General features: G+C 70.4%; 17 protein-coding genes and 2 pseudogenes. 7 read left to right on the top strand and 12 right to left on the bottom strand.

The window, feature by feature from the left end:
• Positions 1 to 283 precede the first annotated feature (283 nt).
• From AB0D10_RS25530 to AB0D10_RS25515, 4 genes and pseudogenes are all read right to left on the bottom strand, one after another.
• Positions 284 to 892 (bottom strand): annotated as a pseudogene (locus tag AB0D10_RS25530) (site-specific integrase); the annotation flags it as partial.
• On the bottom strand, positions 838 to 1,581 hold the full coding sequence (locus tag AB0D10_RS25525; protein WP_360260423.1) for a hypothetical protein: 744 nt from the start codon (positions 1,579 to 1,581) through the stop codon (positions 838 to 840). The pseudogene AB0D10_RS25530 and the gene AB0D10_RS25525, both read right to left, overlap by 55 nt.
• A 123-nt stretch (positions 1,582 to 1,704) precedes the next feature.
• Entirely contained in the window at positions 1,705 to 2,319 is a 615-nt protein-coding gene (locus AB0D10_RS25520; RefSeq protein WP_360260421.1) for a transposase, read from the bottom strand.
• Entirely contained in the window at positions 2,277 to 3,266 is a 990-nt protein-coding gene (locus tag AB0D10_RS25515) for an ISL3 family transposase (protein WP_360260419.1), read from the bottom strand. Before AB0D10_RS25515 ends, AB0D10_RS25520 begins: the two co-directional genes overlap by 43 nt.
• 57 nt (positions 3,267 to 3,323) lie before the next feature.
• Here AB0D10_RS25515 and AB0D10_RS25510 point away from each other — a divergent pair, with 57 nt between their 5' ends.
• The 3 genes from AB0D10_RS25510 (at position 3,324) to AB0D10_RS25500 (ending at position 6,301) form a co-directional block, all read left to right on the top strand.
• The gene (locus AB0D10_RS25510; protein ID WP_360260416.1) at positions 3,324 to 3,686 is read left to right on the top strand and encodes a DUF6192 family protein; all 363 of its coding nucleotides are present in this window, start codon (positions 3,324 to 3,326) and stop codon (positions 3,684 to 3,686) included.
• A gap of 233 nt (positions 3,687 to 3,919) precedes the next feature.
• A complete protein-coding gene (locus AB0D10_RS25505; RefSeq protein WP_360260497.1) occupies positions 3,920 to 5,014 on the top strand; it encodes a serine hydrolase domain-containing protein in 1,095 nt (364 codons plus the stop codon).
• A 171-nt stretch (positions 5,015 to 5,185) separates the two neighbouring features.
• Positions 5,186 to 6,301 (top strand): serine hydrolase domain-containing protein, encoded by a 1,116-nt coding sequence (locus tag AB0D10_RS25500; protein WP_360260495.1) that lies wholly within the window; start codon positions 5,186 to 5,188, stop codon positions 6,299 to 6,301.
• A 99-nt stretch (positions 6,302 to 6,400) separates the two neighbouring features.
• Here the strand turns inward: AB0D10_RS25500 and AB0D10_RS25495 are convergent, their stop codons facing one another.
• The gene (locus AB0D10_RS25495) at positions 6,401 to 7,108 is read right to left on the bottom strand and encodes a response regulator transcription factor (protein WP_360260414.1); all 708 of its coding nucleotides are present in this window, start codon (positions 7,106 to 7,108) and stop codon (positions 6,401 to 6,403) included.
• Positions 7,108 to 8,334 (bottom strand): histidine kinase, encoded by a 1,227-nt coding sequence (locus AB0D10_RS25490; RefSeq protein ID WP_360260412.1) that lies wholly within the window; start codon positions 8,332 to 8,334, stop codon positions 7,108 to 7,110. The genes AB0D10_RS25495 and AB0D10_RS25490 overlap by 1 nt, the downstream gene beginning before the upstream one ends.
• 284 nt (positions 8,335 to 8,618) lie before the next feature.
• On the opposite strand from AB0D10_RS25490, the gene AB0D10_RS25485 reads away from it, so the two are divergent.
• On the top strand, positions 8,619 to 10,868 hold the full coding sequence (locus AB0D10_RS25485) for an MMPL family transporter (protein ID WP_360260411.1): 2,250 nt from the start codon (positions 8,619 to 8,621) through the stop codon (positions 10,866 to 10,868).
• Between the two features lie 2,247 nt (positions 10,869 to 13,115).
• Positions 13,116 to 13,784, top strand: a complete 669-nt coding sequence (locus tag AB0D10_RS25480) for a hypothetical protein (RefSeq protein ID WP_360260408.1) — start codon at positions 13,116 to 13,118, stop codon at positions 13,782 to 13,784.
• 37 nt (positions 13,785 to 13,821) lie between these two features.
• On the opposite strand, the pseudogene AB0D10_RS25475 reads toward AB0D10_RS25480, so the two are convergent.
• Positions 13,822 to 14,666 (bottom strand): annotated as a pseudogene (locus AB0D10_RS25475) (IS5 family transposase).
• A 242-nt stretch (positions 14,667 to 14,908) separates the two neighbouring features.
• Between AB0D10_RS25475 and AB0D10_RS25470 the strand changes: the two are divergent.
• Positions 14,909 to 15,244 (top strand): hypothetical protein, encoded by a 336-nt coding sequence (locus AB0D10_RS25470; RefSeq protein WP_360260405.1) that lies wholly within the window; start codon positions 14,909 to 14,911, stop codon positions 15,242 to 15,244.
• A 1,844-nt stretch (positions 15,245 to 17,088) separates the two neighbouring features.
• Here AB0D10_RS25470 and AB0D10_RS25465 read toward each other — a convergent pair.
• From AB0D10_RS25465 to cas7u, 5 genes are read right to left on the bottom strand one after another with little or no spacing between them, the layout of a single operon-like run.
• Positions 17,089 to 18,189 (bottom strand): hypothetical protein, encoded by a 1,101-nt coding sequence (locus AB0D10_RS25465; protein WP_360260402.1) that lies wholly within the window; start codon positions 18,187 to 18,189, stop codon positions 17,089 to 17,091.
• Positions 18,190 to 18,191: 2 nt separating this feature from the next.
• A complete protein-coding gene (locus AB0D10_RS25460; RefSeq protein WP_360260400.1) occupies positions 18,192 to 19,103 on the bottom strand; it encodes an HD domain-containing protein in 912 nt (303 codons plus the stop codon).
• A 26-nt stretch (positions 19,104 to 19,129) separates the two neighbouring features.
• Complete coding sequence (gene cas3u, locus AB0D10_RS25455; RefSeq protein ID WP_360260397.1) at positions 19,130 to 21,283, bottom strand: type I-U CRISPR-associated helicase/endonuclease Cas3; 2,154 nt, start codon at positions 21,281 to 21,283, stop codon at positions 19,130 to 19,132.
• Positions 21,280 to 22,752, bottom strand: coding sequence for a type I-U CRISPR-associated protein Csb2 (gene csb2 / locus AB0D10_RS25450; RefSeq protein WP_360260394.1), 1,473 nt, complete (start codon positions 22,750 to 22,752; stop codon positions 21,280 to 21,282). Before csb2 ends, cas3u begins: the two co-directional genes overlap by 4 nt.
• Before the next feature lie 6 nt (positions 22,753 to 22,758).
• A complete protein-coding gene (gene cas7u, locus AB0D10_RS25445) occupies positions 22,759 to 23,949 on the bottom strand; it encodes a type I-U CRISPR-associated RAMP protein Csb1/Cas7u (RefSeq protein WP_360260391.1) in 1,191 nt (396 codons plus the stop codon).
• A gap of 478 nt (positions 23,950 to 24,427) precedes the next feature.
• On the opposite strand from cas7u, the gene AB0D10_RS25440 reads away from it, so the two are divergent.
• Positions 24,428 to 25,795 (top strand): tyrosine-type recombinase/integrase, encoded by a 1,368-nt coding sequence (locus AB0D10_RS25440; RefSeq protein WP_360260388.1) that lies wholly within the window; start codon positions 24,428 to 24,430, stop codon positions 25,793 to 25,795.
• Positions 25,796 to 26,042 lie beyond the last annotated feature (247 nt).

The raw sequence follows: 26,042 nt of genomic DNA, 5'->3' as shown, positions 1-26,042 counted from the left end.
TTCGATGGGTGACGAAGAACGTGCAGGACTCGCAGATCGATTCGAAGTGGCAGTCCATCTCGACGGGACGCGCGCAGTAGCCGTTGCCGAGCATCCGGCGGTGCATCTCGCGGCGGAGCTTGGCCATCTCCGTTCCCTCCGCGTCGGCCGGCAGCCGACGCGGGGCGTCGTAGAGCGCCTCGACCTTCTCCGAGACGGCGAAGTACTCGTCCGCCACCGTCCGGTCGGCGATCCGCGCGTAAACACGCGTCATGGACAACGATCGGTGGCCGAGGAGAGCGGCGATCGCCTCCAGGGACATGCCGCGGTTGATCGCCTGTGTGGCCGGCGTGTGTCTGAGCTGGTGGGGCGTGACCCGGCCGAGGCCGGCCCGTTCCGCAGCAATGCGGACGGCTGCTTCGATGCGGGAGGCGTTGACCGGGCGGCCGTGGTCGGTGAACAGCAGGTTCGACCGTCGGCCCTCGGGCCGGTGCAGCAGCCAGTCGTCCAGCAGCGTCTTCAGCTGTGGGTGCAGGGGGACGTAGCGGTCGGTGTGCATCTTGCCGACCGGGACACGCAGCCAGTAGGCGGACCCGATCTGGACCACCGCGTCGATTGTGAGACCGAGCATCTCGCTGCGGCGCATCCCGGTGCGGGCGAGGATCTCGATGGCCAGCCGGGCGAACGGATCGGGGTCTTGGCGGGCGGCGGCCAGCAGCTTGGCGGCAGCCGCGTCGTCGAGGAAGCGGGGCAGCGGCTCGTCGGCGATCGGGAAGTCGCTGTCGAACACCAGTTGGCGGGGTGGCCGGTCGTCGGCGTCCCACTCGTCCAGGCGGCGGAAGAATCCGCGGAGCTTGCTCAGCCGGTCGCGGACGGTGTGCCGGTGCAGCGGTCCGCCGCATGCCCGCGGCATCGACGCGTCGTACCAACTCCGGCTGCCAGGCCATCCGCGCTCCTCGACGGGAGCGACCATCCTGACCGGAAACACGAGATCGCGGAAGAGTTGTCACCCACATAACCGCCCAGCACCCGCAGCGCGTGGACGTGGCCCTCGAAGAACGCCTCCTGCCCGCAGGACGCGAAGACGCGGTGGACGGCCCTGCCCGAGTAGGACAGCCGGAAGGAGAACAGGTAGCAGGTCACCAACTCGTCGGCGAGCTTCACCGTCACATCGCCGAAGTCGACCTCGGCCTCCATGCCGGGCCCGTAGGTCTGCGGGACGAACGCCTCGATCGGGGCCTTGCCCGACTCCACCAGGATCTGCGGCTTGCGATCGGCGACGTAGCGCCGGACCTGCTGGTAGGAGACCTCCGCGCCGTGCTCGGCGACCAGGGGGTGGAAGAGCCGGGTGACCGTGTGCCGCTGCTTTCGCGGCGCGTCCAGATCGGCCCGCAGGATCCCGTCGACCACCGCCTTGTACGGGTCCAGCGCGGTCGCCCGGGGCGGGAGCTTCTTCCGCGGCTCCGGCCAGACCGAGTCCACGGCCTTCCTGATCGTCCGCCACGACACGTTGTACTTGCGCGCGATCTCCCGCAGCTTCATGCCGTCCCGATGGTCACGCCGGATCGCGGCGTACAGCTCGACCTTCGACATCTGCGGCATGACCAGGGCCTTTCACCAGGAGCACTCCCGATGCTGGCCTGGCAAGTACCCGGGTGACGTCGAACTCGGGTTCTGGTCCAACTTCTGGGCTCTGTCGCTGATTGAGGGGTCTTGGCTGGCTGATCACGGTGATAGGAGGATGCGGCGGCGTAGGAGGTCGAAGTTGGCCCGCCCGTACATCTGGCGCTTGAGCAGCTTGATCCTGGTCACGTTGCCCTCTACTGCTCCCGAGGTGAGTGTGGTGTTCAGGGCCGCGAGAACGGCGGCGTGGTCGCGTCGGATGCCGCCGGCCAGGCTGCGGAGTTCGGGTTGCCCGTCGAGGCGGACGTCGGCGAGCCAGACATCGAGGGCCAGGTGCTCGCTGCGGCGTTCGCGGACCATGGTCGCCAGGCGCCGGGCGTACTGGGTAGTCGTGGCCAGGGCCGGGCTGCGTTCGCACAGCTCGTCGAGGCACTTGCGTTCGGTGTCGTCGAGCCGCTCGGGTCGGCGCATGATCCAGTCGGTGACGCGGCGGACGGTCAGGTGGGGTGGTGGGGCCTCTGCCGGGATCGCTCCGGTTCGGTAGAGCCGCAGATGACGCTGAACGGTGTTGACGTCACCGCGGTAGCCCAGTTGCTGGATCTCGCGGGTGAGTGCGGAGGCGTTGGTGCAGCCCTCCATCCACCGGTGGTGCAAGTAGCGCCGGTAGTCGTCGATCACGCTGGGGCGGTGGGTCGCCGCGACGAGGAGTTGCTCCACGTCGGCGGCTCGGGCGAAACGCAGGACGGTGCCGCGACTGAGGCGGAGTTCACGGGCGATGGCCCGCAGGCTGTCGCCGCGCTCGATGGTTCGTGGATCTGCTGGTGACGCTCGCGCGTGCGGGCGACCAGCGGACGCGGCCGGCCGTGGACGTCCAGCTCGTTCGATCCGGCAGCTCCGGAACGGGGCATCTCATCCCGCTCTTCTCCGAGGTCGAGGGGTTCGCGCAGGTCAGCGCGGTGGCGGCCGACGACGCGCTCGACGGCCTCGGCGAGGTTGTGCAGCAGGTGCCAGGCGTCGGCGACCTGTTGGGCCTGCGGCGCACCCGTGCGGGCACCGTCGCGGAAGGATCCGGCGCGGTCGCGGCAGATCGTCCGCACTTCGGGGTGGTCGCGCAGCCAGGTGGCGAAGGTGTTCGCGGCGCGATCGGCGAGGACGTCGACCGGCCGGTGGGTGTCCATGTCCACGAGGACCGTCGCGTAGGTGCGACCGCGCCGGATGGCGAACTCGTCCACCCCCAGACGCGGGACGAGGCCCGACGACGGGACGGGTAGCGCCCGGATGAGACGGAGCAGGGTGTCCCGGCACGTGGTCATGGCCAGACGCCCGGAGATCCGGGCTCCGGCCCGGCCGCCCAAGAACAGGGCGATGTCGGTGAGCTGAGCGGTGAGCGCGGTCGTGCGACGCGCGTGGCGGGACGTCAAAGCCGGGATCTGCTCGGCGAACGTCCGCCGGTCGCACTGGTCGTTGCCGCATACGAGACGACGCACCCTCAGGTCCAGCCGAACCCGCCGACCCGCGACCGGACGGTCCGCAAGACGCCGCCGGTAGTAGCAGTGCAGCCGCGATGATCTCCGCTCGCACCCCGGGCAGACGGCCGACGCCGCCACCGACCGCACGGCGAGACGAACCTCGCTATCCCCAAGAACCATCTCCTCGACCTCCACGCCGATCCCCGGGAAGAGAAGGTCCGCCACACGCACCGAATCCATCACGCCGAGGTCATGCCCACCGCCCGATCACGGTCGGCACGGACCCCTCAATCAGCGACAGAGCCCAGAAGTTGGACCAGAACCACAACTCGTGGTCAAAGCCACGTGCTGGAGCAGGTACGGCGACGTCGCGTTCGCGAGTCGGTTCATACCTGCATCGGCCCACGAGCCGGGGCGCAGGCGCTGCAACTGACGTCCGGGCTCCCGGACAGGAGCCACGACTACCCAGGTCGGCGAACAGGACGTTACGAGCACGAGACGGTCAACCGCGACCTGTCCCGGGTCCGGAACGCATCCGACCGGCTGGAGTCCGCGGTCACGACCGGCAACTCGAGCCTGGACGAGGGCCCGGCCGCGCTGCTGCGGGGCGAGTAGCGGCACCAGTGGCCAGGAGTACGGTCCTGGCCGGGGCCCGCTCCCGGAGTCTGCTCCCGGGCGCGGTTTCGTCCTGGGTACGGACGAACTCCCCTGTCCCCGAATGGTCTTCTTGATCAAGGCCGGGAATCACCGGCACCATTCATCGGAGGGGTCCTTTCGTGTACGAGCATGCACCGCACAGTCGCTTCTCGCTCTCCCGCCGGGGCAGCCGGCACCGCGCGGCGGCGGTCGTGACCGCCGTGGCCGCCGTGGGCATCACGGTCGGGGCGCTGGCACCGACCGCGGCGTTCGCGGGCGGTCGACCGGACAGCGTCCAGTCGAACCTGAACACGCTGGTGAAGGACGACGGCGTGCCCGCCGCGCTGGCCACCGTCAAGGGCCGGGACGGCCGCACCCACAACTACACCGCCGGCGTCGGCAACCTCGCCACCAAGGCCAAGGTCCCGGTGGACGGACAGGTCCGGATCGGCAGCAACACCAAGACCTTCACCGCCGTCGTCGTCCTCCAGCTCGTCGCCGAGGGCAAGGTGGGCCTGGACTCCCCCGTCGAGACCTACCTCCCCGGCCTGCTGCGCGGCGACGGCATCGACGGACGCCACATCACCGTCCGCCAACTGCTCCAGCACACCAGCGGCCTGCCCGAGTACGTGGACAAGGGCGTGATCCTCGGCGACCCGAAGCGGTACTTCGAGCCGCGCGAACTGCTGGACGCGGCCCTCGTCCAGAAGGCCCACTTCGCCCCGGGCGCGCGCTGGGAGTACAGCAACACCAACTACCTGGTGGCGGGCCTCATCATCCAGAAGGTCACCGGGCGTCCGCTCGGTGAGGAGGTCAACCGGCGCATCGTCGACCGCATCGGCCTGCGCCACACCTACTTCCCCACCCCGGGGGACATGACCATCCACGAGGCCCACCCCCAGGGGTACAACCAGAACCCCGACGGCTCGTTCAGCGACTACACCGAGCTGGACCCGTCCTGGGGCTGGGCGGCGGGCGCGGCCGTCTCCACCAACAGCGACCTCATCCGCTTCTATACGGCGCTGCTCGGCGGCCGTCTCCTCCCGGCGGCCCAACTCGCCCAGATGCGCACCACCGTGCCCGCCGACGAGATGGGCCCGGGCGTCCGCTACGGGCTGGGCCTCGCCAGCCGGCCGCTGTCGTGCGGCGGCCTGTACTGGGGCCACGGCGGAGCCATTCCGGGCTTCAACACCGCCGGGGGCGCCACCGACGACGGCCGCGCCGCCAACATCGCGGTGACCATGCTCCCGGGTGACACGGCCACGCAGCACGTGGATGCCGCGGTGGACTCCGCCCTGTGTCACTGACCCTCCCCGCACCGGCCTGAGCATCCGCACCAGCACCACCGAAGGGTTCCGCGCCCGGGGCGCGCGGAACCCGCCCGCCCCACCGATTCCCCCCTCCAGCAGAGGAGTTCCTCCGTGAACGAGCACGTACGGCACCACCGGACCCGCCTGCGCCACCGTGGGCGGCGCAGGTTGGCGGTGGCCGTGGCCACCGTGGCCGCCGGCGTCGTGGCGGCCTCGGCACTGGCACCGACCGCGGCGTTCGCGGGCGGCCAGCAGGACGGTGTCCAGTCGAGCCTGACCGCGCTGGTGAAGAACGACGGCCTGCCCGCCGCGCTGGCCACCGTCAAGGGCCGCGACGGCCGCACCCACAGCTACACCGCCGGCGTCGGCAACCTCGCCACCAAGGCCAAGGTCCCCATGGACGGGCAGATCCGCGCCGGCAGCAACACCAAGACCTTCACCGCCGTCGTCGTCCTCCAGCTCGTCGCCGAAGGGAAGATCGGCCTCGACGCCTCCGTCGACACCTACCTCCCCGGCCTGCTGCGCGGCGACGGCATCGACGGACGCAACATCACCGTCCGTCAACTGCTCCAGCACACCAGCGGCCTGCCCGACTACACGGACGCCCCCGCGCTCTCGGACTTCAGCACGATCCAGCACCGCTACTTCGAGCCCCGCGAGCTCCTCGACGGCGCCCTCGCCCAGAAGGCCCGCTTCGTCCCGGGCACGCGCTGGGAGTACAGCAACACCAACTACATTGTCGCCGGACTCCTGATCCAGAAGGTCACCGGGCGGCCCGTCGGCGAGGAGATCACCAAGCGCGTCATCGACCGCATCGGCCTGCGCCACACCTACTTCCCCACCCCGGGGGACATGACCATCCACGAGGCCCACCCCGAGGGTTACAACCAGGACGCCGACGGCTCGCTCCACGACTACACCGAGATGGACCCCTCGATGGCCTGGGCGGCGGGGGCGATCGTCTCCACCAACAGCGACCTCAACTCGTTCTTCACCGCGCTCCTCGGCGGCCGGCTCCTGCCCGCGGCGCAGCTCGCCGAGATGCGCACCACCGTCCCCGCCGAGCTCCTGGGCCCGGGGATCCGCTACGGGCTGGGCCTGCAGAGCAAGCCGCTCTCCTGCGGCGGCCTCCTCTGGGGCCACGGCGGGACCATTCCGGGCTACCGCTCCCGCGGCGGGGTCACCGACGACGGCCGCGCCGCCAACATCACGGTCACCACCATCCCCGGCGACGCCGGCGCGCAGCACATGGCGGACGCCCTGGACGCGGCCCTCTGCCACTGAACCACCCCCACGTGTTCGGGGTGCCGGACACCGGGCGGACGGCCCCACAGCTTCCGTGATCGGGAGCCGCGGGGCCGTCCGCGACGTACCGCTGCCGCTTCAGCCCGCCGGGTTCGCACTCCGGGGCTCCACCAGGCCCATCTCGTAGGCCGCGATCACCGCCTGGGCGCGGTCGCGGACACTCAGCTTGGCAAAGATGCTGGTGATGTAGTTCTTGACCGTGGAGACACTGATGCCCATCGCCGCGGCGATCTCGGCGTTGTCGAGCCCGGTGGCCAGCAGGCGCCACACCTCGACCTCACGGGGCGTCAGTTCACCCAGGTCGGACACCGGCACCGGCACCGGCACCGGCGACTGCGGCGGGCGGGGCGTGGTGACGTAAGTGGAGATCAACCGGGTGAGCAGGCGCGGCGCCACCGCCGCCTCCCCGGTGTGCACGGTCCGCACGGCCGCCGAGAGCTCCTCCGGGGAGACGTCCTTGGGCAGGAACCCGGAGGCGCCGGCGCGCAGGGCGGCCACCACGTACTCGTCCATGTCGAAGGTGCTCAGCGCCAGGACCCGGCACGCAGGCAGCTCCCGCACGATCCGCTCGGTCGCCTGGACCCCGTCGAGAACCGGCATCCGGATGTCCATCACCACGACGTGCGGCCGGTGCCGGTGCGCGAGGTCGACCGCTCGCTGCCCGTCGTCCGCCTCGGCCACCACCTCGAACGCCGGGTCCGGTGCCAGGATCAGGGCCAGGCCCCGCCGCACCAGCGGCTGGTCGTCCGCGATCAGCACCCTGATCCGCTCCGGGGTACCCGTCATCAGAGCCGTTCCTCTCCGTTGGCCGGCGCCATCGGCAGGTCGGCCACCACCCGGAAGCCACCACCGTCGACGGCGCCGGCCACCATGCTGCCGCCCTGCAGCGCGACGCGTTCGCGCATGCCGATCAGACCGTACCCGGCGCGGCCCGCCCTCGGTCCGGCCGCACCGCCCGCCCCCGTCACGGCTCCCACCAGGGTGTCGGCCGGCGCGGCGGCGCCGTTGTCGGACACCTCGACGGTGACCCGGTCCGGATGGTACGTCAGCCGGACCCGTGCCTCGGCCCGGCCGGCATGCTTGCGGGTGTTGGTGAGGGACTCCTGAACGATCCGGAACACCGCCAGGCCGGTGCTCGGCGGCAGCGGACGCTCCTCCCCCAGGACGGCAAACTCCGTGGGCAGACCGGCCCGGCGGGACTCCTCGACGAGCCCTTCGAGCTGCCCGACACCGGGCTGCGGCGCGGACGGCGCCCGGTCCGCCTCCTCCGGCGCGTCGCCCTCCCGGAGCACGTCGAGCAGTTGGCGCATCTCGCGCAGCGCAATCCGCCCGGAGCCCTCCAGCGTGACCAGGGCGTCGCGCACCACCTCGGTGTCACGCCCGAGGTTCGCCCTGGCACCTCCGGCCATCAGCTGCATGGTGGTGATGTGGTGAGCCACGATGTCGTGCAACTCCCGTGCGATGCGGCGCCGTTCCTGCGCCACCGCACGGTCGGCCAGCAGCCTGCGCCTGACCTCCACCTCGTGCTGCCAACGCTTCAGGACCACGGCCGCGACGATGACCAGCGCCGCGGCGAGCACGTTGGCCGCCACCTCCCCCGCCGGAGGGGGCAGCGGACGCCCCCGGCCCAGCAACGGCACGGCGACCGCCACCAGGGCGGCCGGCGCCGCCACCGCGACGCCGCGGGAGCGGGCCACGGCGAACAGCGCCACGCACAGCGTGCAGTTGAAGTGGTGCGGCACCGGACCGCTCAGATTCAGTGCCACGCCGAGGACCAGCACGACCGCCAGTGACGCCAGCGGGTAGCGGCGCCTGGCGAGCAGCGGCATGGCCGCCAGTACGAGCAGGATCAGAGCCATCAGGGCGATCGGCTGGCTTCCGTCCGGACCGCCGAGCGTGTAGCCGATGAGGTCCAGGGCGGCCGCCCCGACGGCCAGCAGCGCGTCACTGGCCGTCCAGGGCAGGCCGTCGGCTCTCGGCGACGGCGGCAGCGGCCGGTGGTGCGTCGACATACTGGCGCTGGTCCTTTCTGCGACCGGTCGGTGGCGGCCTTCGCCTGCGGTCCTCCGGGGGGGGGGGAATGCTTTCGCGGTCCATTCTCGCAGCGGCTCCCGACCCCGGGCAGGCACCCCGGACCGATCCCTGACCAGGCCCCTGGTCCTGGTCAGGGCCGTGCACCGGGCTCAGGTCCTGACGGCGTTCTCCTCCCGCGCACGGACGAGAACGCCCGGTACGCCGTGATGGTCTGAAAACGTGCCGGAACTCGCCGGCTACCGCACCACAGCCGGAGGACATCGTGATCCGCGCCTTGACCGGATTCTCCACCAGGAATCCGTGGAAGGTGATCGCCGTCTGGGCGGTCCTGGGAATGCTCCTGACCGTCCTGAGCCAGACCCTGATCTACCGGGTGACCCAGACGCAGACGGCCGACTTCCTGCCGAAGAGCTACGACTCGGCCGCCGCCATGGCGATCGCCCACGACCGCTTCGGGACGAAGCCCGACGCCAACCCGGTGACCATCCTGGTCGCGCGGACCGACGGCCGGGCGCTGACCCCCGCGGACAACGAGCAGATCGACGCCGGGGCGCAGCGGCTGAGCCGCCTCAAGGTCACCATGCCCAAGCCCAAGGACGCGGCGCCCCTTCGGCGGGACTACTCGCAGATCCCCCAGGTCGATCCGGCCATGACGGCACCTGACGGAACCTTCGAGCTGCTCTCCGCCAACCTCACCGGAAACCCCGCCGACCCGGGCCTGGAGAGCACCTTCCGGGCGTTCCGGGACAACGCCCGGGCGGAGTTCGCCGCCCAGGGACTGCGCACCGGCTTCACCGGCGCACTCGCCGACCAGGTCGACTCCACCGACGACGGGAAGACCCTCGCGACCATCGCCTCCGCCTGCGCCGTCGCCCTGATCGTGCTGCTCCATGTCCTCGTGTTCCGCAGCGTGCTGGCCGCCCTGCTGCCGCTGATCTCGGTGGCCCTCATCAGCGGCGTGGCCAGCGGCGCGGTCGTGGGCACCGCACTGCTCACCGGCATCAAGATCGACTCCTCCGTACCGAGCCTCATCGGCGTGGTGCTCCTGGGCATCGGCATCGACTACTTCCTGTTCCTGATGTTCCGCTTCCGCGAGCAGCTGCGGGCCCACCCCGGTCGCCACCACCGCGCCACCGCCGCCGAGGTCAGCCAGAAGGTCGGCACCGCGGTAACCTCGGCCGCGCTGACCATCGTCGCCGCCTTCGCCACCCTCGGGGTCGCCAGCTTCGGCCAGTTCCGGGTGCTCGGCCCGGCCATCGCGGTCTCGGTCCTGGTCATGCTGCTGGCCAGCCTCACCCTGATGCCCGCCGTGCTCGCGGCCTGCGGGCGCAAGCTCTTCTGGCCCTCACGCGCCCTCGAGGCCGAACCCCGCGAGGGCACTGCGGCCCGGTTCGGCGACCTGGTGGCCCGCCGGCCGCTGACCATGGTCCTCGCCTCGCTCGCCCTCCTGGGCGCCCTGGCCGGCGGGCTGGCCGGGATCAAGATGGACTACGGCCTGGGCGGCGGTCCCCGCACCGCGTCCCAGAGCACCGCCCTCGAGATCTCCCGCGCCCTGCCCGCCGGTGTGGCCGACCCGACCAGCGTCTACGTCGAAACCAAGAACGCCGGTCCGCTCTCCCCCCGCTCGCTCGACGGCCTGACCCAGCACCTCAGCCGGGTCGCCGGGGTCGGCCAGGTGGCCAAGCCGGTCCTGAGCGAGGACCGGCAGGCCGCGCGGATCGACCTGTTCCTCACCGCGGACCCGCAGTCCCAGCAGGCCCGTGACCTGGTCTCCGGCCCGATCCGCGCAGCCGTCGCCCAGAGCACACCCGCCGACCTGACCGCGCACGTCGGCGGCACCCCGGCCGTCTTCGCCGACGTCTCCACCGCCGTCGACCACGACCTCCGGCTGGTCTTCCCGGTCGCGGCGGTACTAATCGGCGTGATCCTGCTCCTGCTGCTGCGCAGCCTGCTCGCACCGGTGATCCTGATGCTCTCCGTCGGCCTCGGCTTCGCGGCCACCCTCGGCGCGGCCGCTCTGCTGTTCCAGCACGCGATGGACAAGCCGGGCGTCAACTTCACGCTGCCGCTGGTCCTGTTCCTGTTCGTGGTCGCGCTCGGCACCGACTACAACATCCTGATCAGCGACCGGATCCGGGAGGAGATGGAACACCCCGGGCCGCCCCGGGCCGCGGTCGCGCGCGCCCTGCGGCACACCGCCCCGGCCATCGCGACGGCGGGCCTCGTCCTGGCCGGCTCCTTCGCCAGCCTCGCGGTGACCCCGCAACCCTCCACCCAGCAGATCGGCTTCGCCACCGCGCTCGGCATCCTGCTCTCCGCGTTCCTGCTGTCCATCGTGCTGGTGCCCGCCCTGGCCACGATCCTCGGCCGCAGCCTGTGGTGGCCCCTGCGCCCCGGACGCACGACCGCCCAACCCACCGGCCGCCACCACACAGGCACACCGCGATCGCCGCAGTCGCCGCCCCAGTCCCAGTGGCCCGCGCCGCAGCACCAGGACACCTACTACCCCTAGAAGACAGATGCAGGTCCTGGTGTGGTCCGGGCTGCCGCCGTCAGGCGGTGGCTCGGATTTGCCAGGTGGTGCCGCCGTGGTGGAGTCCGAGGTTGTCGCTGATCAAGGGAGATCAGCAGGTCAGCGCGCTATTCATGAGCCTGTGGTCGTCTACGCCGAACTCACCCGCCTCGCGGAGCGGGCTGCCGTCGACGCCATCTCCTGGACCCTCACCACCGCCGACCGCACACTCCTCGGCGAACCCGCCTGCCGCGCCCGACGCCCATGGCACCAGCACCCGCGCCCCCACCACCGCCTGGCCACCCATCAGACGCCACAGGAAATCGAACCCGCCACCGCCTGGCCGAAGTGGCCCGGCGACCACACTGCGACCACCAACCGACGGAACATCAAAAAGGCCGCTCCCGCCAGAAGCGGAAACGGCCTACGACCTGCAGTGATGCAAGTCGGGACGACAGGATTTGAACCTGCGACCCCTTGACCCCCAGTCGCCCGCGCATAGCCATCGCTGCACGTCAGACGGTAGACAACCCGCGCTGTTCGTTCACCGAAGGACGCCTCATAGGAGATGGTGACCCACGCGTGGTCCCCGACAAGTCCCCACCAGTGCCCCTTTGTGCAGCGCTCCTCAGCCAGGATCGGTGGGCAACCGCATACAGAGGAGTGGAACTCGGACTACCCATCCACAGGTCGTACTCGCCGAACTCACTGCGATGGTGCCGCACCAGGACGGTGCGGAGCGACGCCGTGATCGCCCGGCGTGCGGACGCCACGTCGAAGCTGCGATGGTGCCGAACCGAAATGGCGCGGAGGTACCACGCCGACGACGGAGGTTAACAACGCGATCAGGACGCCGCGATGATGCCACACCGAGGATTGTGTGAACGACTCGCACGTCTTGTCGCCCTTGGGGAGGGCTAAGTAGCCGCGATGATGCCACGCCGGAACGACGCGGAGCGACCGCCGAAGTCCACAGGTTCAAGGCCATCATGGTCGAGCTGCGACGGTGCCGCACCGGTGAGGCGCGGAGGAACAAGCTCTGGGGGTGGCATACCTGACTCGACGTCCCAACTGCGATGGTGCCGCACCGGGACGGTGCGGATCAACGTCTGCTTTCGGGTGCAGCACCGTAGTGGCGCGGAGGCACGCGGGGTTCGATTGTTCGAGCCTGGTGCAGCTGCGATGGAGCCGCACCGAAGCGGCGCGGAGGCACTCGCGGCGTTCCTCTCCAGCCTGATCAAGGCCAAGCTGCGGTGGAGCCGCACCGGGATGGTGGGGAGCGGCGCTCGACATGGTGGTGCTGATGATCCGGGCCGAGACACTGCGATGGTGCCGCACCGGATGGTGCGGAGCGATCGCCGGCCTCGGGGACGGGACACAGGACTTCCCGTTGCTGTGATGGTGCCGCACTTGTTCGGTGCGGAGGCACCGGAACCGGCCGGATCTGGGGCTGCAAGGGCCTCAAGCTGCGATGGAGCCGCACCGGGGAGGTGCGGAGACGCCGCGCCATCCGTCGTTCTGGTCGTGGACGACCCCGTCGCTGCGATGGTGCCGTACCGGTGAGCCGGGCGGCGCCGGCGACGTATCCCAGCTCGCGGCTGCGATGGTGCCGCACCGGCGAGGTGCGGAAGCACGGCGGCCTCGTACGGGCCCTCGACCACGCCCGCGTCGTTGCGATGGTGTGGACCGGGATGGTTCGGAGAAGTGGGGGAGCCTGCCCGTCGAGCATCAGACCGAACAGCTCGCTGCGACGATGTCGCACTGATGAGGTGCGGAGGAACCGGTGTTCACTCCCGAGGTCCGCTAGGTGTCCGGCATGCTGTGATGGGGCCACACCAATGAGGTGCGGAGTAGTTCCGGACTGCCAGGAGTTGCCGGGCCTGGTCGGCCCGCTGCGATGGTGCCACACCGGGACGGTGCGGAGGAGCATGCGGGCGTGCGCGCGATTCTCACCGCCGCTGACGGGCTGCGGTGGTACCGCGCCGGGGTGGTGCGGGGCGACGGGCGCGTTCCAGCGCGGGCTGCCCATGCGGCACGCCAGTGCGGCGGTACCTCACCCAGATGAAGGGGGGGGGAGGGCGGCGGCATGACCAACGTCATGCTGACGATCCTGCTGCGATAGTGCCGCACTAGGTCCTCTCTTTGGATCATCGGGCGGCAGGGGCTACCGCCTTCACGAGAGCCTGTCCGAGCCGTCCCCTAGGGTGCGTATCGGTGTGTCCGGCGGGTCGGCAGGAAGGCAGGGGGATGACTGAGGCGTGGGATCGACTTCGGGCGATCATGGGGGAGCCGCTCTACGTCCCGGCCCAGGTTCCGTGGGAGCTGGCGCCCGTTGAATTGGGTGTCCAACTCCCATCGGATTACCGGGCGTTCATCGACCTGTACGGCGGGGTGGTGCTGAACGGCGAGTGGGGTGTGTACACCCCGACGTCGGAACCGCGTGGCATGGAGCCGAGTGGTCTGGCTTGGTGGCGCTACGACACCGACATCAGCTTTCGCGATCAGGTCGAGGGCGAGGAGTGCTACTGGGAGCCACCGGGCACCACTCCGGTTTTCCCGGACCCGGGCGGCCTGCTGCCCTGGGGATGGAACAGCAACCACAACCAGTGCTGCTGGCGAACGATCGGACCGGATCCCGACAAGTGGCCGGTGACGGTGTTCTTCGAGGACCGGCTCGATCATTTCGACGGCGGCTTCGCGGACTTCCTGGTGACTGTGCTGACGGGCGGGTACGCCGCGGAGGCCGAACTCCTGGTGCGTGCGGACCCTGCGGTGTGGGGCCCCGAGAAGCCCCGGCCGCTCTGGTCGCCCGACCGCGACTGGACCAGCAGGGATTGGGGCGCCGAGTGGGGCGCCACTGGATTCGCGGCGTCCGGGTCAACGGAGATACCCTGGAGCAGCAGTCTCAAGGGCTGAGGATCCCCGGCCGGTCGTTCCAAGGCGCTCCTTCGGATCATCTTGCCGACCAGATGAAGATGCCCGCGATGTGGAGTCCGGCCTGGTAGACGGTGGCGGTCTTCTCGTAGCGGGTCGCGAGGCCGCGCCAGTTCTTGAGGCGGTTGACGCAGCATTCGACGGTGTTGCGCCGCTTGTAGGCCTGCTGCTCGAAGGCGGGTGGCCTGCCTCCGCTGCGACCCCTGCGCTTGCGGTAGGCGATCTGGTCGGCGGGTTGCGGGATGACCGCCCGGATCCCGCGCCGGCGCAGGTGTTCGCGGATCGCCCTGGACGAGTAGGCCTTGTCCGCCAGGACCATGTCCGGGCGGGTGCGCGGCCGGCCGACGGCTCGGGGGACCCGGATGCGGGCCATGACGTGCTCGAACGCGGGAGCGTCGTTGGCCTGACCCGGCGTGAGATAGAAGCACAGCGGGCGGCAGCGTCCGTCCGCCGCGAGGTGGATCTTCGTACTCAGCCCGCCTCGGGAGCGTCCGATGGCGTGATGGGCGGGTTCACCGGCCGGGGCCCTTTCTTGCGGGCCCCGGCCGCGTGCTGGTGCGCGCGCACGATGGTGGAGTCGACTGAGACGACCCACTCCAGGTCGCCGTCGGCGTCGGCCTGGGCGAGCAGGGCGGTGAAGACCTTCTCCCAGGTGCCGTCGATCGCCCAGTTCCGCAGCCGGGTGTAGACGCCCTTCCAGGAGCCGTACTCGGCCGGCAGGTGCACCCACTGCGAACCGGTCCGGAACTTCCAGGCGATCGCGTCGATCACCTCACGGTGGTCACGCCACCGCCCGCCCCGCTTCGGCGTCCGGTCCGGCAACAACGGCTCTATCCGCGCCCACTGCGCATCGGTCAACGACACACCGGACCAACGATCCGATGATCTGAAAGAAACGGCCTAGCGAGGTGCGGAGGACCAGAAGCCGCCGTCGGAGGGAGCCACGCCAGGGTCACTGTGATGGTGCCGCACCATCCAATGCGACACCATCACAGTCCAGGCGATGTGCTGGCACGTCATGGCCGACGCACTGCGCTGGTGTCGCATCGAGTGGTGCGGACCAACCTGGCCGCCCTCGTTGACGGCCTGATCTATGCCTAGCTTCGATGGTGCCGCACCGGGAGGGTGCGGAACGGCCGCTCCTGATTGTGCTGACCCTTCAGGTCATCCAGGACGCTGCGATGGCGCCGCACCGATGGGATGCGAAGCAGGGCCTGAGCAATCTGGGTGAGGATCTGGCGCTTGGTCCCGCGATGGTGCCGCACGGAGCGACGCTGCTCCTTGGCAAGGTCGCTCTTGCAGTCGTGGATGCTGCGATGGTGCCGCACCAGGACGATGCGGAGCGACCGGCGCGCCTTCATGGCGGCACCGTTGCCGACTGCGAGCTGCGATGGTGCCGCATCGGGATGGTGCGCGGAGCGACTCCGAACAAGGCGCCGTAGAACCTGTCAAGGTCGAAGCTGCGATGGTGCCGCACGGGGATCGTGCGAAGCGACCCGCCCTTGCGCAGCGGTCGCAGGAACGCCTCCTCGAGGCCGCGATGGTGCGCACCGGGACGATGCGGACGGAGCGTCCCCGCGCTTGGCCTGCTCACCGACGACGCCGGGCTGCGATGGTGTCGTACCAGGGCGGTGCGGGGGAGAGCGCCGCGTGAACTTCCAGCTGAGCGCGCATCGAGCTGCGATGCTGCCGCACCGAAATAGTGCGGAGCGACCTCCTGGTCACCGACCTGCAGCCGGGCGGCATCCCAGCTGCGATGGTGCCGCATCGAGGTGGTGCGGAGCGACGGCTGGCACCCCTTGACGCTGACCCGACCAAGATCAACTGCGATGGTGCTGCATCGACGTTGTGCGGAGTGACACGGTGTCGGCGGTGCTGTAGTCCAGGAAGCGGTTGCTGCGATGGTGCCGCACCGGGACGGTGCGGAGCAACGGCAGCCCGCAGGGGGTCGACGAACGCGACCCGGACGCTGCGATGGTGCCGCACCGAAGTGGCGCGGAGCGACCGCCTGGTCGGGATCAGGTCCGACGAGGCGATCCTGCGATGGTGCCGCACCAGGATGGTGCGGAGCGACGCCGACCTCGTCGCACAGCTGCCGATGGAGATCCAGCTGCAATGGTGCCGTACCGCAATGGTGCGGAGCGACCGGTGACGGAGACGCGGCCGGAGGCATCGGTGTTGAGGCTCCGAGGGTGCCGCACCGGGGCGGTGCGGAGCGAACACCGTGGCCAGTACGGGCGATGGTGGGGCATGGTGCTGCGATGGTGCCGCGCTGGAGCGGTGCGGAGTGACTTGCGGGCGATCTCGGCCGCGAACGGGTCGTGCATGTCCCTGCGATGGTGCTGCTCCGGGATGGTGCGGAGCGACCCGAAGTTGGCCGGCGCGTTTGCTCATCCTCTCCAAGCTGCGATGTTGCCGCGCCCGGTGCGGTGCGGACGAATGGCGTTGCCGAGGCCCTTCGCCCTGCCCTTGCCGAGGCTGCGATGGTGCCGCGCGGGTGAGGTGCGGAGGAGCGCGCCGTTCTGACGCACTGCCTCGTTCAACGCGTCGCTGCGACGGTGCCGCACCGGGGCGGTACGGAGGTGTCGCCGTCGATGCCGTGATCGGTGTCGCCGCGGCAGGACTGCGATGGTGCCGTGGTGACGGTGCGAAGGCGCCTGCTGGTCGGCGTAGAACATCGGGTCGGTCGCCAGGCTGCGATGGTGCCGCACCAGGACGGAGCGGAGCGACCCTGGACGAAGCCAGGCCGACGTCCCGCAGCCACGAGCTGCGATAGTGCCGCACCAGGACAGTGCGGAGCGACCCACTCCCCCGAGCTGGGGACGGTCATCTCCTCCGGGCTGCGATGGCGCCGCACCAGGACGGTGCGGAGCGACGACGAGGACGTCAACGTCTACGAGACGGACCCCCAGGGGCTGCGATGGCGCCGCACCAGGACGGTGCGGAGTGATCCGTGAACCGGCCCCGACTACGACGAGGCCAGGGCGCTGCGATGGTGCCGCACCGGGACGGTGCGAAGTGATCAAGCGGGCGATGCGCACCGACTCCTCCGCGCAGTCGCTGCGATGGTGCTGCACCAGGACGGTGCGGAGTGATGGCGTCTGAGCTGCTGGCTTGATGGTCCGACGAGTCGGTTGCCGCGTCTGCCTTGGTGTCTTTTAGGACAGTTCGGACTTGTTGCTTCGGTGCGGTGGGGTGTTCCGTGTCTGCTTGGGATGCCGTTCTCTGTGTTGGCGCTGTGGAGTTGTCAAGGATCGGGGGTTGGTGGGGTGGTCGGAGGTGGGGTTCAGGGCCAGAGGTGGCGGCTTGCGGCGAGGGGGCCGTTGGATTGTTTGAGGCCGGTTCGGGGTGCGGTGTAGAGGGCGATGACGCCGAGGTTAGTGAGCATCGTGGTGTTGCGGTTCGTGCCGGGTTCGGTGGCGCGGACGGCGGGGTGTTCGAGGAGGACGGTGACTGCGGTGGAGGTGAGGGGTGGTGTCCAGGCGGGCCATCGTAGGGCGCCGCGGCCGTTGGTGGTATCCCAGCTGGTGGCGGCCTGGGCGCGGCCGGTGGCGGTGAGGCGGAAGGTGCCGAGGGCGTGGAGGGCGAGCCAGGTGGGCCCTGGGGCGCCGCGCTGGCAGGGCTTGCCTTCGGAGTTGGTGTGGGCGTCGCCGAGGGAGCGGTGGTCGAAGTTGGCGGAGGCGTAGTCGGGGACGCGGCGCCAGCCGTCCAGGGCCGAGCGGATCTGCCGAGGGTCGTTGTGGCAGCCGAGGACGGCTTTCTGTGCCAGGCCGGTGATAGTCATCTGGCCGGCGGCGGCGATCAGCGGTGTGACGGGCGTGCGTCGAACCGTGGCGGGCGTCGACCCTTCCACAGATTCCGGGTCGTTCTTGTCCGTCTTGGTCTTGACGTCCTCGAAGCACATGACGTTGGTCAGGGCGGCGAACCATCGGGCCTGGCGGTTCCCCGTCTCGCGTTCGGCCTGGGTGAGTTCGCGCAGCGTGTGGTGCGCGGTGTCGACTTGAAGGCGCAGGGCTTCGTTGGGGGCGGTGGTGTCCTCGCGGGTTCGGGTGAGGAGTCCGGGGACGTGCGGGAAGGAGTCCCAGCCTTCATCCTTCGTTCCGGCTGTGTCGGTGTCCTCGTCGTCTTGGTCCTCGGTCTCGGCCGTGTCGTCCGACTGCCCTGCCGTGGGGGCGGGCTTGGGCGGGAGGTGGGCGATGAGGAGGTCAGTGAGGGTGTCAAGGGCGAGGGGCTGGTCGGTAGTGAGGACGGCGGGGCCAGCAGGGCCGTTCCAGTGGAGGCGGGGCTTGGCGGTCAGGGCGGCGGCGGTGAGTTCAAGGATGCCGAGGGCGGCGAGGAAGCCGAGCGGGTCGTCGGCGTGAAGGGCGGGGAGTTCAAGTTGGTGCACGGTCAGTTGCCTTCCTCGGAGCAGGCGATGTCGGCGAGGCGGACGACGGATTCCAGGAGGGCCAGGCCCCAGGAGCCGTAGCGCTGGTTGAGTGCGTCGAAGCGGTCGGGACCGTTCCAGTCGGTGCCGATCACCGTGCTGGAGACGCAGACGGCGGTGCCGTCGGGCATGGTGCACTCGACGAGAACGGGCTCGGGGTCGGCGACCGCGGGCAGCATCGGGCGGGCATAGCCGTGGTGCGCGGCGACGAGGTGGATGACGAGGTCGTGGTCGAGCCCTTGGGCGGCGGCGGGGCCGGTGGCGAGCCAGGTCTGGACGGCCGCGGCACTGAGGGCTTCGTGGCGCAGATCCTTGGACCAGTTGGCCAGGCGGGCTGCGCGTCGCCGGGCGGCGCGGTCGGCGGGGTCCATGCCGGACTTGGCTAGGGGTTCGGGCAGGGACTCGGCGAGCAGACGGTCACCCGAGCAGAGCATGCACAGGAACCGCGGGTGGTGTTTCCCGCAGTCGTGGGCCCGGGCCGCCAGTACGACGGCGTCAGCCAGGTCGTCGGGCAGTCCGACGGCCCGGGCGAAGTCACGGGCGCGTTCGCCAACCTGCTGGTGGTGGTGCTTGAGGGTGACGGTGCGGGTGAGGCTGCTGCTGTCCGGATCCTCGTCGTCCACGGAAATCCGGTAGCGGCCGGCGTCGGCGAGCCGCGGCGGGAGGAGGACGATCCGACCCTGCCCATCGCGGTCGACCAGCACCGCCCCGGCCCCAGCTGACCGTCCTGCGCGCCACTCGGCGACCTCCAACAGGCTCTCCAGACGCCGGCGCAGCGCCGGGGTGTGTCGGGCGGGGCCATCGGATGCGGTGTCGGTGGGCAGGGTGGCGAGCAGGCGGGTGATCGCGGCGCGGATGGCGTCGGTCGTGCCCACGGCGTCCGGGTCGTCGGGATCGGTGGTCAGGTCGGTGATGGCCTGTTTGACGATCGGGGCGAACTGCTCGGGGGCTGTGCCGGTGGTGCTGGCCAGGACGGCCGGGTCCAGGCGTAGCGGGGTGCGGGTGTTGTCGGTGGGTGGTCGCCGAGGTCGGGGACGGGGGTGTCGGGGTCGGCGGTCCAGCCGTAGGCGTCGTGGCCGCCGGCGGTGGTGGGCAGGACGAGGGTGGCGCCGGGCTTCAGGTCGTCGGCGGAGCGTGGGGTGGTCCAGGTGCCGTTGGTCTCGCGTTGGAGGACGGTGGTGCGCAGGCGGGTGGGTGGGTTGCGGGGTTCGGGTGTGGTGTCGGCGTCGGGGCCTTCGAGGTCGCTGGTGTCGGGGGTGCGGCGGGGTTCGGTGAGGAAGCGGCGCACGGTGGCCAGGGGCAGGGAGAGGGTTTCGGAGGTGTGGACGGGGGTGGTGCGGATGTGTTCGGCGAGGGCGTCGAAGTCGGTGGTGTCGGTAGGCAGGTCGGCGCGCCACAGGAGTTGGACTTCGGGCTGGCCGGTGTCGAGGCCGTGGAGGAAGGGGGCGGGGGATTCGTCGGGGACGGGGATGGGGCTGGTGCGGGCGAAGGCGTCCACGCGTACCTGGTGAACAGGTGGGATGTGTTCACCGGCGCGGGTGAGCGGTGCGGTAGCGGTGCCGTCCAGGAGGCCGGGCAGGGTGGCGGGGTTGAGGACCAGGCCGTCCAGGAGGTGGGGGGTCAGCTCGGCGGCATCCTGGGTGTCGTGGGTGGGGGCGTGCTGGGTGAGCCACTGCCAGGTGTTGGCGGCGGCCGGGCCGTAGACGGGGATGTGGTCGGGCTCCTCGGGATGGTGGGTGCGGACGAGGATCGCGGGTACGGGGCCGAGTTCGCCGCGGCGGTCGAGGCGTCCGAGGCGCTGCAGGGCGGATGCCCAGTCGCCGCATTCGCTGACCATCGCGCCGAAGGTGCAGTCGATCCCGACTTCGAGGGTCTGGGTGCTGACCACGACGAGGGGGCGCTCGCGGTCCGGTTCGATGCCGTCGAGGAGTTCGGTCAGCGGGCCGGTGACGAGCAGGTCGCGCTCCGCGGGCCGGCAGCGGCCGGTCAGCAGGAGTACGTCCACGTCTCCTCGCCGGGCCAGCGCTTCGTGGGCGGCGCGGGCGTGGGTGATGGTGTTGGCGATCACCGCGACCGCGGGCAGCCCCAGGACGGGCAGGACGGTGTCCAGGCCGGTCTCGGCCGCGAGGGCGAACGCCTCCGCGGGCTTCTTCGACCAGGCGCTGGCGTCGAGCAGCGTCACGTGGCGCTTGGCCGCGATCCGCCGACCGGCGATCGGATGGGCGCGGTCGGCGTCGCCGATGCCCAGGCGGGGACGGCCGCCCGTGGCGCTGGTCGCCGACAGGCTCACCACTCGAAGCGCCCGTGCCGCGAGCTCCCCGCGCACCGCCGTCTGCTGGTAGAGCGCGGTGGCGGCGGCGGTTGCCAGCAGGGCCTTCGACAGGTGGGCCTCGTCCAGGGCGAGCAGTGCGTCGTGTCCGGTCAGGGCGGCGTCGATCGGAGCGCGCTGCGGGGAGGTGTGGTAGCCGCGGAACAGCAGGCGGCTGCCGTACTGGTCCACGGTCGAGGTCACGACCAGCGGCTGGGCCGGGCTGCGCACCCAGTTCGACTCCCAGCGGGTGCCGCCGCGCATCCGCACCACCTCCAGCGGCAACTCGCCGCCACCGAGATCGCACAGCGCAGCGGCGACCTTCGCCCGCACCGAGCCGGCCGGCGCCTCGGCGAGGGCCTCGGCCAGCTCGATGGAGTGCTGGTGGGCCTGGTCGACCACCAGACGCCGGTCGACGCAGAAGAACAGCCGCAGCGGCACTGTCCGGTACTCGCGGCCCAGTTCCTGGTGTCGGTGGAGGGTGTGCTGCTGAGCGAGGAGGAAGAGCCAGATGTCGATGAAGGTGGTCTTGCCCAGCGCGGTGGGAACGTCGAGGTCGGGCCAGTCCGCGCCGGCCGCCACGGCATCCAGGTAGGCGCTCTGCCACGGGAACGGCGCCCAGCCCTCGCACCCATCGCAGGTCACGGTCGTGGCGCCGTCGGGGCAGTGGGTGTGGTGGTGAACCTCCCGGAAGAAGGCGGGGAACTCGGCTGCATCGATCGCTGGCGGTCGCCCGGTGCCCGTCACTGGTCGTCCTCCTGGAAGTCGGGCTCCGGGCGGCACAGGCCCAGGCCGAAGTTCTTCTTGCTGCCCAGCACCACCGGCCCCGACACCGGCACCGGGAAGGTCAGGCGCACGTGGCAGCTCGGCAGCGGCCGCTCCCCCTCCTTTCGACGGAGCGGGAACCGGTCTGCATCTCGCGCACCGGGCACGAGCCCGCCTCGCGGGCTCACCTGCACCTGCGTGGGTTCGGGCAGCCCGGCCGCGGCGCAGCTGGCCGCGATCGAGTCCGCCCACGCGGCTTCCTCGTACTTCTTGGGGAAGCGGTCGAGGACCATCGGCAGCACCGTGGCCCATACCGTCGACGGCCCCTGCCACGTACACGGCTGGACGGTCTGCGGCCACTGGTCGTGGTCGGCGGGACTTACCCGCACCAGGTCCAGCGGTTCCCCGTCCGCGAATCGGATCCAGCGCAAGCCCCCGTCATGGCGAAGGAGGGCAGCGAGCAGCGCCTTGCGGTCCGGCCTGGGCATCTCGCGGGGCAGGGCGATGCCTAGGCCGCGCAGCATCCCGTCGGCGTGCTGGTGGCCGGTGAACGGCAGTGCGAGGTAGGCGACCGGCCGCGGGTCGTCCGGGCTGTTCTTGTGGCCGTGGACTGTGGTCATCGCCTCGACGTCGTGGCCCATCGCCTCCAGCGTGCCCATCACCATGTTTCGCAGCCGACCGGTCAGCTCCAGCGTCCACCGCGGGTCCAGCGCCACGCCCGGGGCGAATGAGAACGTCAGCAGATCGCCGAACGGACCGTCCACGGCCGGCGTTTCGGGCCGGTCGGTGTGGTCGGTATCGAGGTAGTGGTGGGTGACCGACTGGCTCCAGGACGGCCGCTGCTCCTCGAACGCCTCCTCCAGCCACGCCAGGTACCCGCGGTAGGGGATCCGGATCGGCCGCGAGCCCTTCGGGTACTCCCCATTGGCCGCAGGCCTCCAGCTCTGCCGCCACCCATCCTCGTCACCGGATTCGTCGGGGCCGCACCAGGCATCCAGCAGCCCGGCCCCGGTCGATCGCCCGAAGTACGGCACCCGACTCGCCAGATCCTTCAACACTGGGGCGAGCTCCTCCCCCGGCTCCGCAGCCCAGCTAAACACCATCCGCGTACCGGACAGCGTCTTCTGCGCCCATGCCCGGGGGACGCCGCCGGCGGTGCGTCCCGGCAGCAGGCCGTGGGTCACCTTCTTCGGGTCCACGATGTTGGTCACCACCCACGCCGCGCGCGGGTGCTCCGCCTCCATCGGCCTGGCCGGCACCGTGACCACGGGTGGCGCCTGCGCCTCCAGCCAGGTCAGCGCCATCCGGTGCGCGGCATCGTCGAGGTCGGCGTGCGCGACCAGCGCACAGAACAGGCGGGCCGGGTGGGGCGGCCACTCCGCGCGCTCACCATCCATAGCGGTCGCCTGGTAGAGCGGCTCCAGCAGCTCCACCGAGATGTGGAAAGGCATGACGCTCTACTCGCCTTCCGCCTCACCGATGCCCTCCAGGCGGAAGGAGCGCTCGATCGCCTGCTGCACCTGCGTGTTCGGCCGCAGCCGCACCGGCTCCTTCGACCACTTGAGGCCCGCCTCCTCGGCCCGCAAGCGCGCGAACTCGAACAGCTCCAGGGCCTGCCCTGCGGTGTCCAGCTCCAGCGGCTCCGTCACCGCCACACCCTCGCGCCCGCGGCCGACCCACTCGATCCGCTCCGACACCAGCAGCAGGTCGCAGCCCGACCGCAGCCGCACCGCCGGCGCCGCGAACGCCAGCCGGTCCCCCAACAGCGCCAGCGCCGCCAGCAGGGCCCTCGCCGCCCGCACGTACTCCTTCGGCGCGTCACCGAAGCGCAGCGCCCTCAGGCCCGCCATGGCCAGCGCCGCGTTCCGCTCGATCGCCCGCACCGTCACCCCGCCCATGCCCTCGACCGGCGGGATCATGCCGTGCCCGACCGCCGACGCCTTGAGCGCCTTCCCCTTGCCCTTCTTCCCAGTGCCCTCCACCGGCCTCCAGCCGTCAGCGGTCAGCTCCACGTTGTCCCCGGGGAAGTTCCACTTGTCGAAACGCCCCGCCGCCCGCTTCCCCGACAGCGGATGCAGGCCCACCAGCTCCGAGGTGTAGGTGCGCGGCACCTTCAACTGCACACGGCGCTTGCGGTGCGAGTCCCAGAGGCCGAACACCAGGTCCGACGGGGCCGACTCCAGGAAAGCCCTCACGTCTCCGGTCCCGGTATCGCGAAGCGCCCGGCCCGTTTCCGTGTCGTCGAACTTCGCCCCGGCCTCGTCCAGCGCGTCCCGGAAGTAGGCGTCGCGGGAGCGGTGCGGCGCGTCCAGGTTCGTCATCCGAAGCTCCCGGCCCTCCGCACTCACGTGCAGCGCCAGGTGCGGCACCATCGCATCCCCCAGGTCGACGGCCTCCAGCAGGGCCGTCTCACAGCGGTTCGCCTGCGACTGCCGCTGGTCCAGCAGCACCACCCTCGTGCGCTGCCCGCCGACCCACCGGTCCTCGAACAACTGGCCCGGACCGTCGCCCTCCTTGACCTTCACCGTCGGCGGAGCCACCGGCGCTCCCACACCGGCCACCGGCTCGTAGTGGGCCACGATCCGGATCGCACCGTCCGCCGACAGCCCGCTCGCCGCCTCGGCCAGTCGCTCGTACAACGCCTTCATGGAAGCCTCCTTGGGTAGGAATCTCTCGGACAGTTCGCATCGAAGCAGCCACCACCGACAGCCATCACTCATGTGAGTGATTGATCGTCAGAATTGCTTATTCAGCGATGACTTGAACTAGGATGCGTCGATCTGTGCCGACTAGCCGTAGCGCTTCCTTCGAACCTGATGCCTGCAACTCCGCATCTTTCCACGCTAGTTGGCCTTCAAATCCACCTGCAATCCGAGGGGTCAGCGGCCGCAGCGATCACTTTCGCCTCCCCAAAGGCGTCCTACGGCAGGCTGACGCCGCGCGGGCCACGGGCTGAACTTCTACGGCGGGGTCCCAAAGCCGCCTTCACCGCCCGAGCCCTCATGGAACCCGCTGACTTCACACGCGGCACCGCGATCCCCCACGAAGGTCCTGACCAGGCCCGTTCCGCGGCCCTACAGGTCCAGACTGGCCGCAGGTCCGCCCGCGAGCCGGAAGGAGAACGCCATGCGTGGTACCGGAACGATCTACAAGCGGTGCGGCTGCCGGGAGCCCGATACCGGCCTACAACTCGGAAGCCGCTGTCCGGACCTGCATCGTCGCGGCCACGGCTCCTGGTATCTCGCGATGCCAAGGCAAGCAGCCGTAGACGATCGCCGGTCACGGCTGCGCCGAGGCGGCTACCGCACACGGGCTGACGCCGAGCAGGCACTCAGGCGACTTCAAGACCACGATCGCGTCCGCGCGGGCGGGCTCCTCACAACCGGGCAATGGCTGCAGCGCTGGTACGTGATCGTCGAGCCGCATCTGCGACCGTCGACCGCCCGCGGCTACCGGCAGCACTTGGAGCAGTACCTCGTGCCACTGCTCGGCCGCGAACTGCTCTGCGAGCTGACCAACGACACGGTCCAGCTGGCTTTCAGCGCCATCGTCCGTCGGCACCAGATCATCGGCCGACCAGTCAGCGCCGGCACACTGCGCCGCGTCCAGGCGACACTGCGCGCCGCCCTGAACCTCGCCGTGCGCAGCGGCCTGCTGACCACCAACCCTGCCCGCCATCTCGACCTACCACGAGCACCTCGGCCGCACCCGGTCGTCTGGACGGACAACCGGGTCGCGGAGTGGAGGCGGACGGGCGAGCGCCCGCCTGTTGCCGTGTGGACACCCCTCCAGACCGCCGCGTTCCTCGCGTTCGCGGGTGATCACCGGTTGTACGCCCTCTACCACCTGTACGCCCTGCGTGGCCTCCGTCGCGGAGAAGGCGCTGGGCTCCGCTGGGCAGACTTCGACTCCTCTGGCCGCACACTCACAGTCGCTAGGCAGCTACAGCAGCGGGAGAACGGGCGACTGGAAGTCTGCCCGGTCAAGACACGGGCCGGCGAGCGGACGATCGCCCTCGACAGAAGCACCATCCACGCACTGAACACACACCGTAACCAGCAAAAGGAGGAGAAACTGGCAGCGGGAATTCACTGGAATGAGTCCGATTACATATTCACCGACACCTACGGACGTCCGCTGCGCCCGGACTACATCGGCCATGTCTTCCAGAACATGGTGCGCAAGAGCGGCCTGCCACCTGTCCGGCTCCACGACCTGCGCCATGGCGCGGCAAGTCTCGCCCTGACCGGCGGATCCGATCTCAAGGTCATCCAAGCCCAGTTGGGGCACTCTACGATCATGACGACCGCCGACACGTACACGTCGGTACTTCCCGAGACGGCCCATCTCAGCGCTGAGGCGACGGCCCGCGTGGTCATCGATGCAGCCCGAAAGCTCTCCCGAGGCATCCGGTATCAGTCCACGCCGCGCAGACGGCAAACGAAGGGCCGACCGGGAACCTCGCCGAACAGAGAGCCACGCAGCTCAGTGTGAGACTTTGACGGTCCGTTGCCCGACCCGGCCGCCCCACGCGTGACCCACTCGCGACCCATCGAGGAGGAGCCGCCCGCCCGGTCACACCTTCACAGGAACAAGAAAGGCCAGGTCACAAGGGGTGGCGCACCGAAAAGTGGCCTCCGAACGAAATCGGAAGGCCTACGGATTAAAAGTCCGCAGCTCTTGAGTTAGCGTCGGCGCGAGGTAGGGGACCGACGGCTCCAGACCCCTTACGTTCGTCACA

Origin of the sequence: Kitasatospora sp. NPDC048545, assembly GCF_040651155.1 — a bacterium.
In the GTDB taxonomy this organism is placed as follows: Bacteria; Actinomycetota; Actinomycetes; order Streptomycetales; family Streptomycetaceae; genus Kitasatospora.
This window is presented reverse-complemented; position numbering and strand designations above follow the sequence as displayed.

Coding starts and splice junctions, on each gene's coding strand:
- AB0D10_RS25525 (WP_360260423.1), bottom strand. CDS start 1,581: ATGCCGCAGATGTCGAAGGTCGAGCTGTACGCCGCGATCCGGCGTGAC.
- AB0D10_RS25510 (WP_360260416.1), top strand. CDS start 3,324: ATGCCCACCGCCCGATCACGGTCGGCACGGACCCCTCAATCAGCGACA.
- AB0D10_RS25495 (WP_360260414.1), bottom strand. CDS start 7,108: ATGACGGGTACCCCGGAGCGGATCAGGGTGCTGATCGCGGACGACCAG.
- AB0D10_RS25490 (WP_360260412.1), bottom strand. CDS start 8,334: ATGTCGACGCACCACCGGCCGCTGCCGCCGTCGCCGAGAGCCGACGGC.
- AB0D10_RS25480 (WP_360260408.1), top strand. CDS start 13,116: ATGACTGAGGCGTGGGATCGACTTCGGGCGATCATGGGGGAGCCGCTC.
- AB0D10_RS25470 (WP_360260405.1), top strand. CDS start 14,909: ATGGTGCCGCACCGGGAGGGTGCGGAACGGCCGCTCCTGATTGTGCTG.
- csb2 (WP_360260394.1), bottom strand. CDS start 22,752: ATGCCTTTCCACATCTCGGTGGAGCTGCTGGAGCCGCTCTACCAGGCG.
- cas7u (WP_360260391.1), bottom strand. CDS start 23,949: ATGAAGGCGTTGTACGAGCGACTGGCCGAGGCGGCGAGCGGGCTGTCG.
- AB0D10_RS25440 (WP_360260388.1), top strand. CDS start 24,428: ATGCGTGGTACCGGAACGATCTACAAGCGGTGCGGCTGCCGGGAGCCC.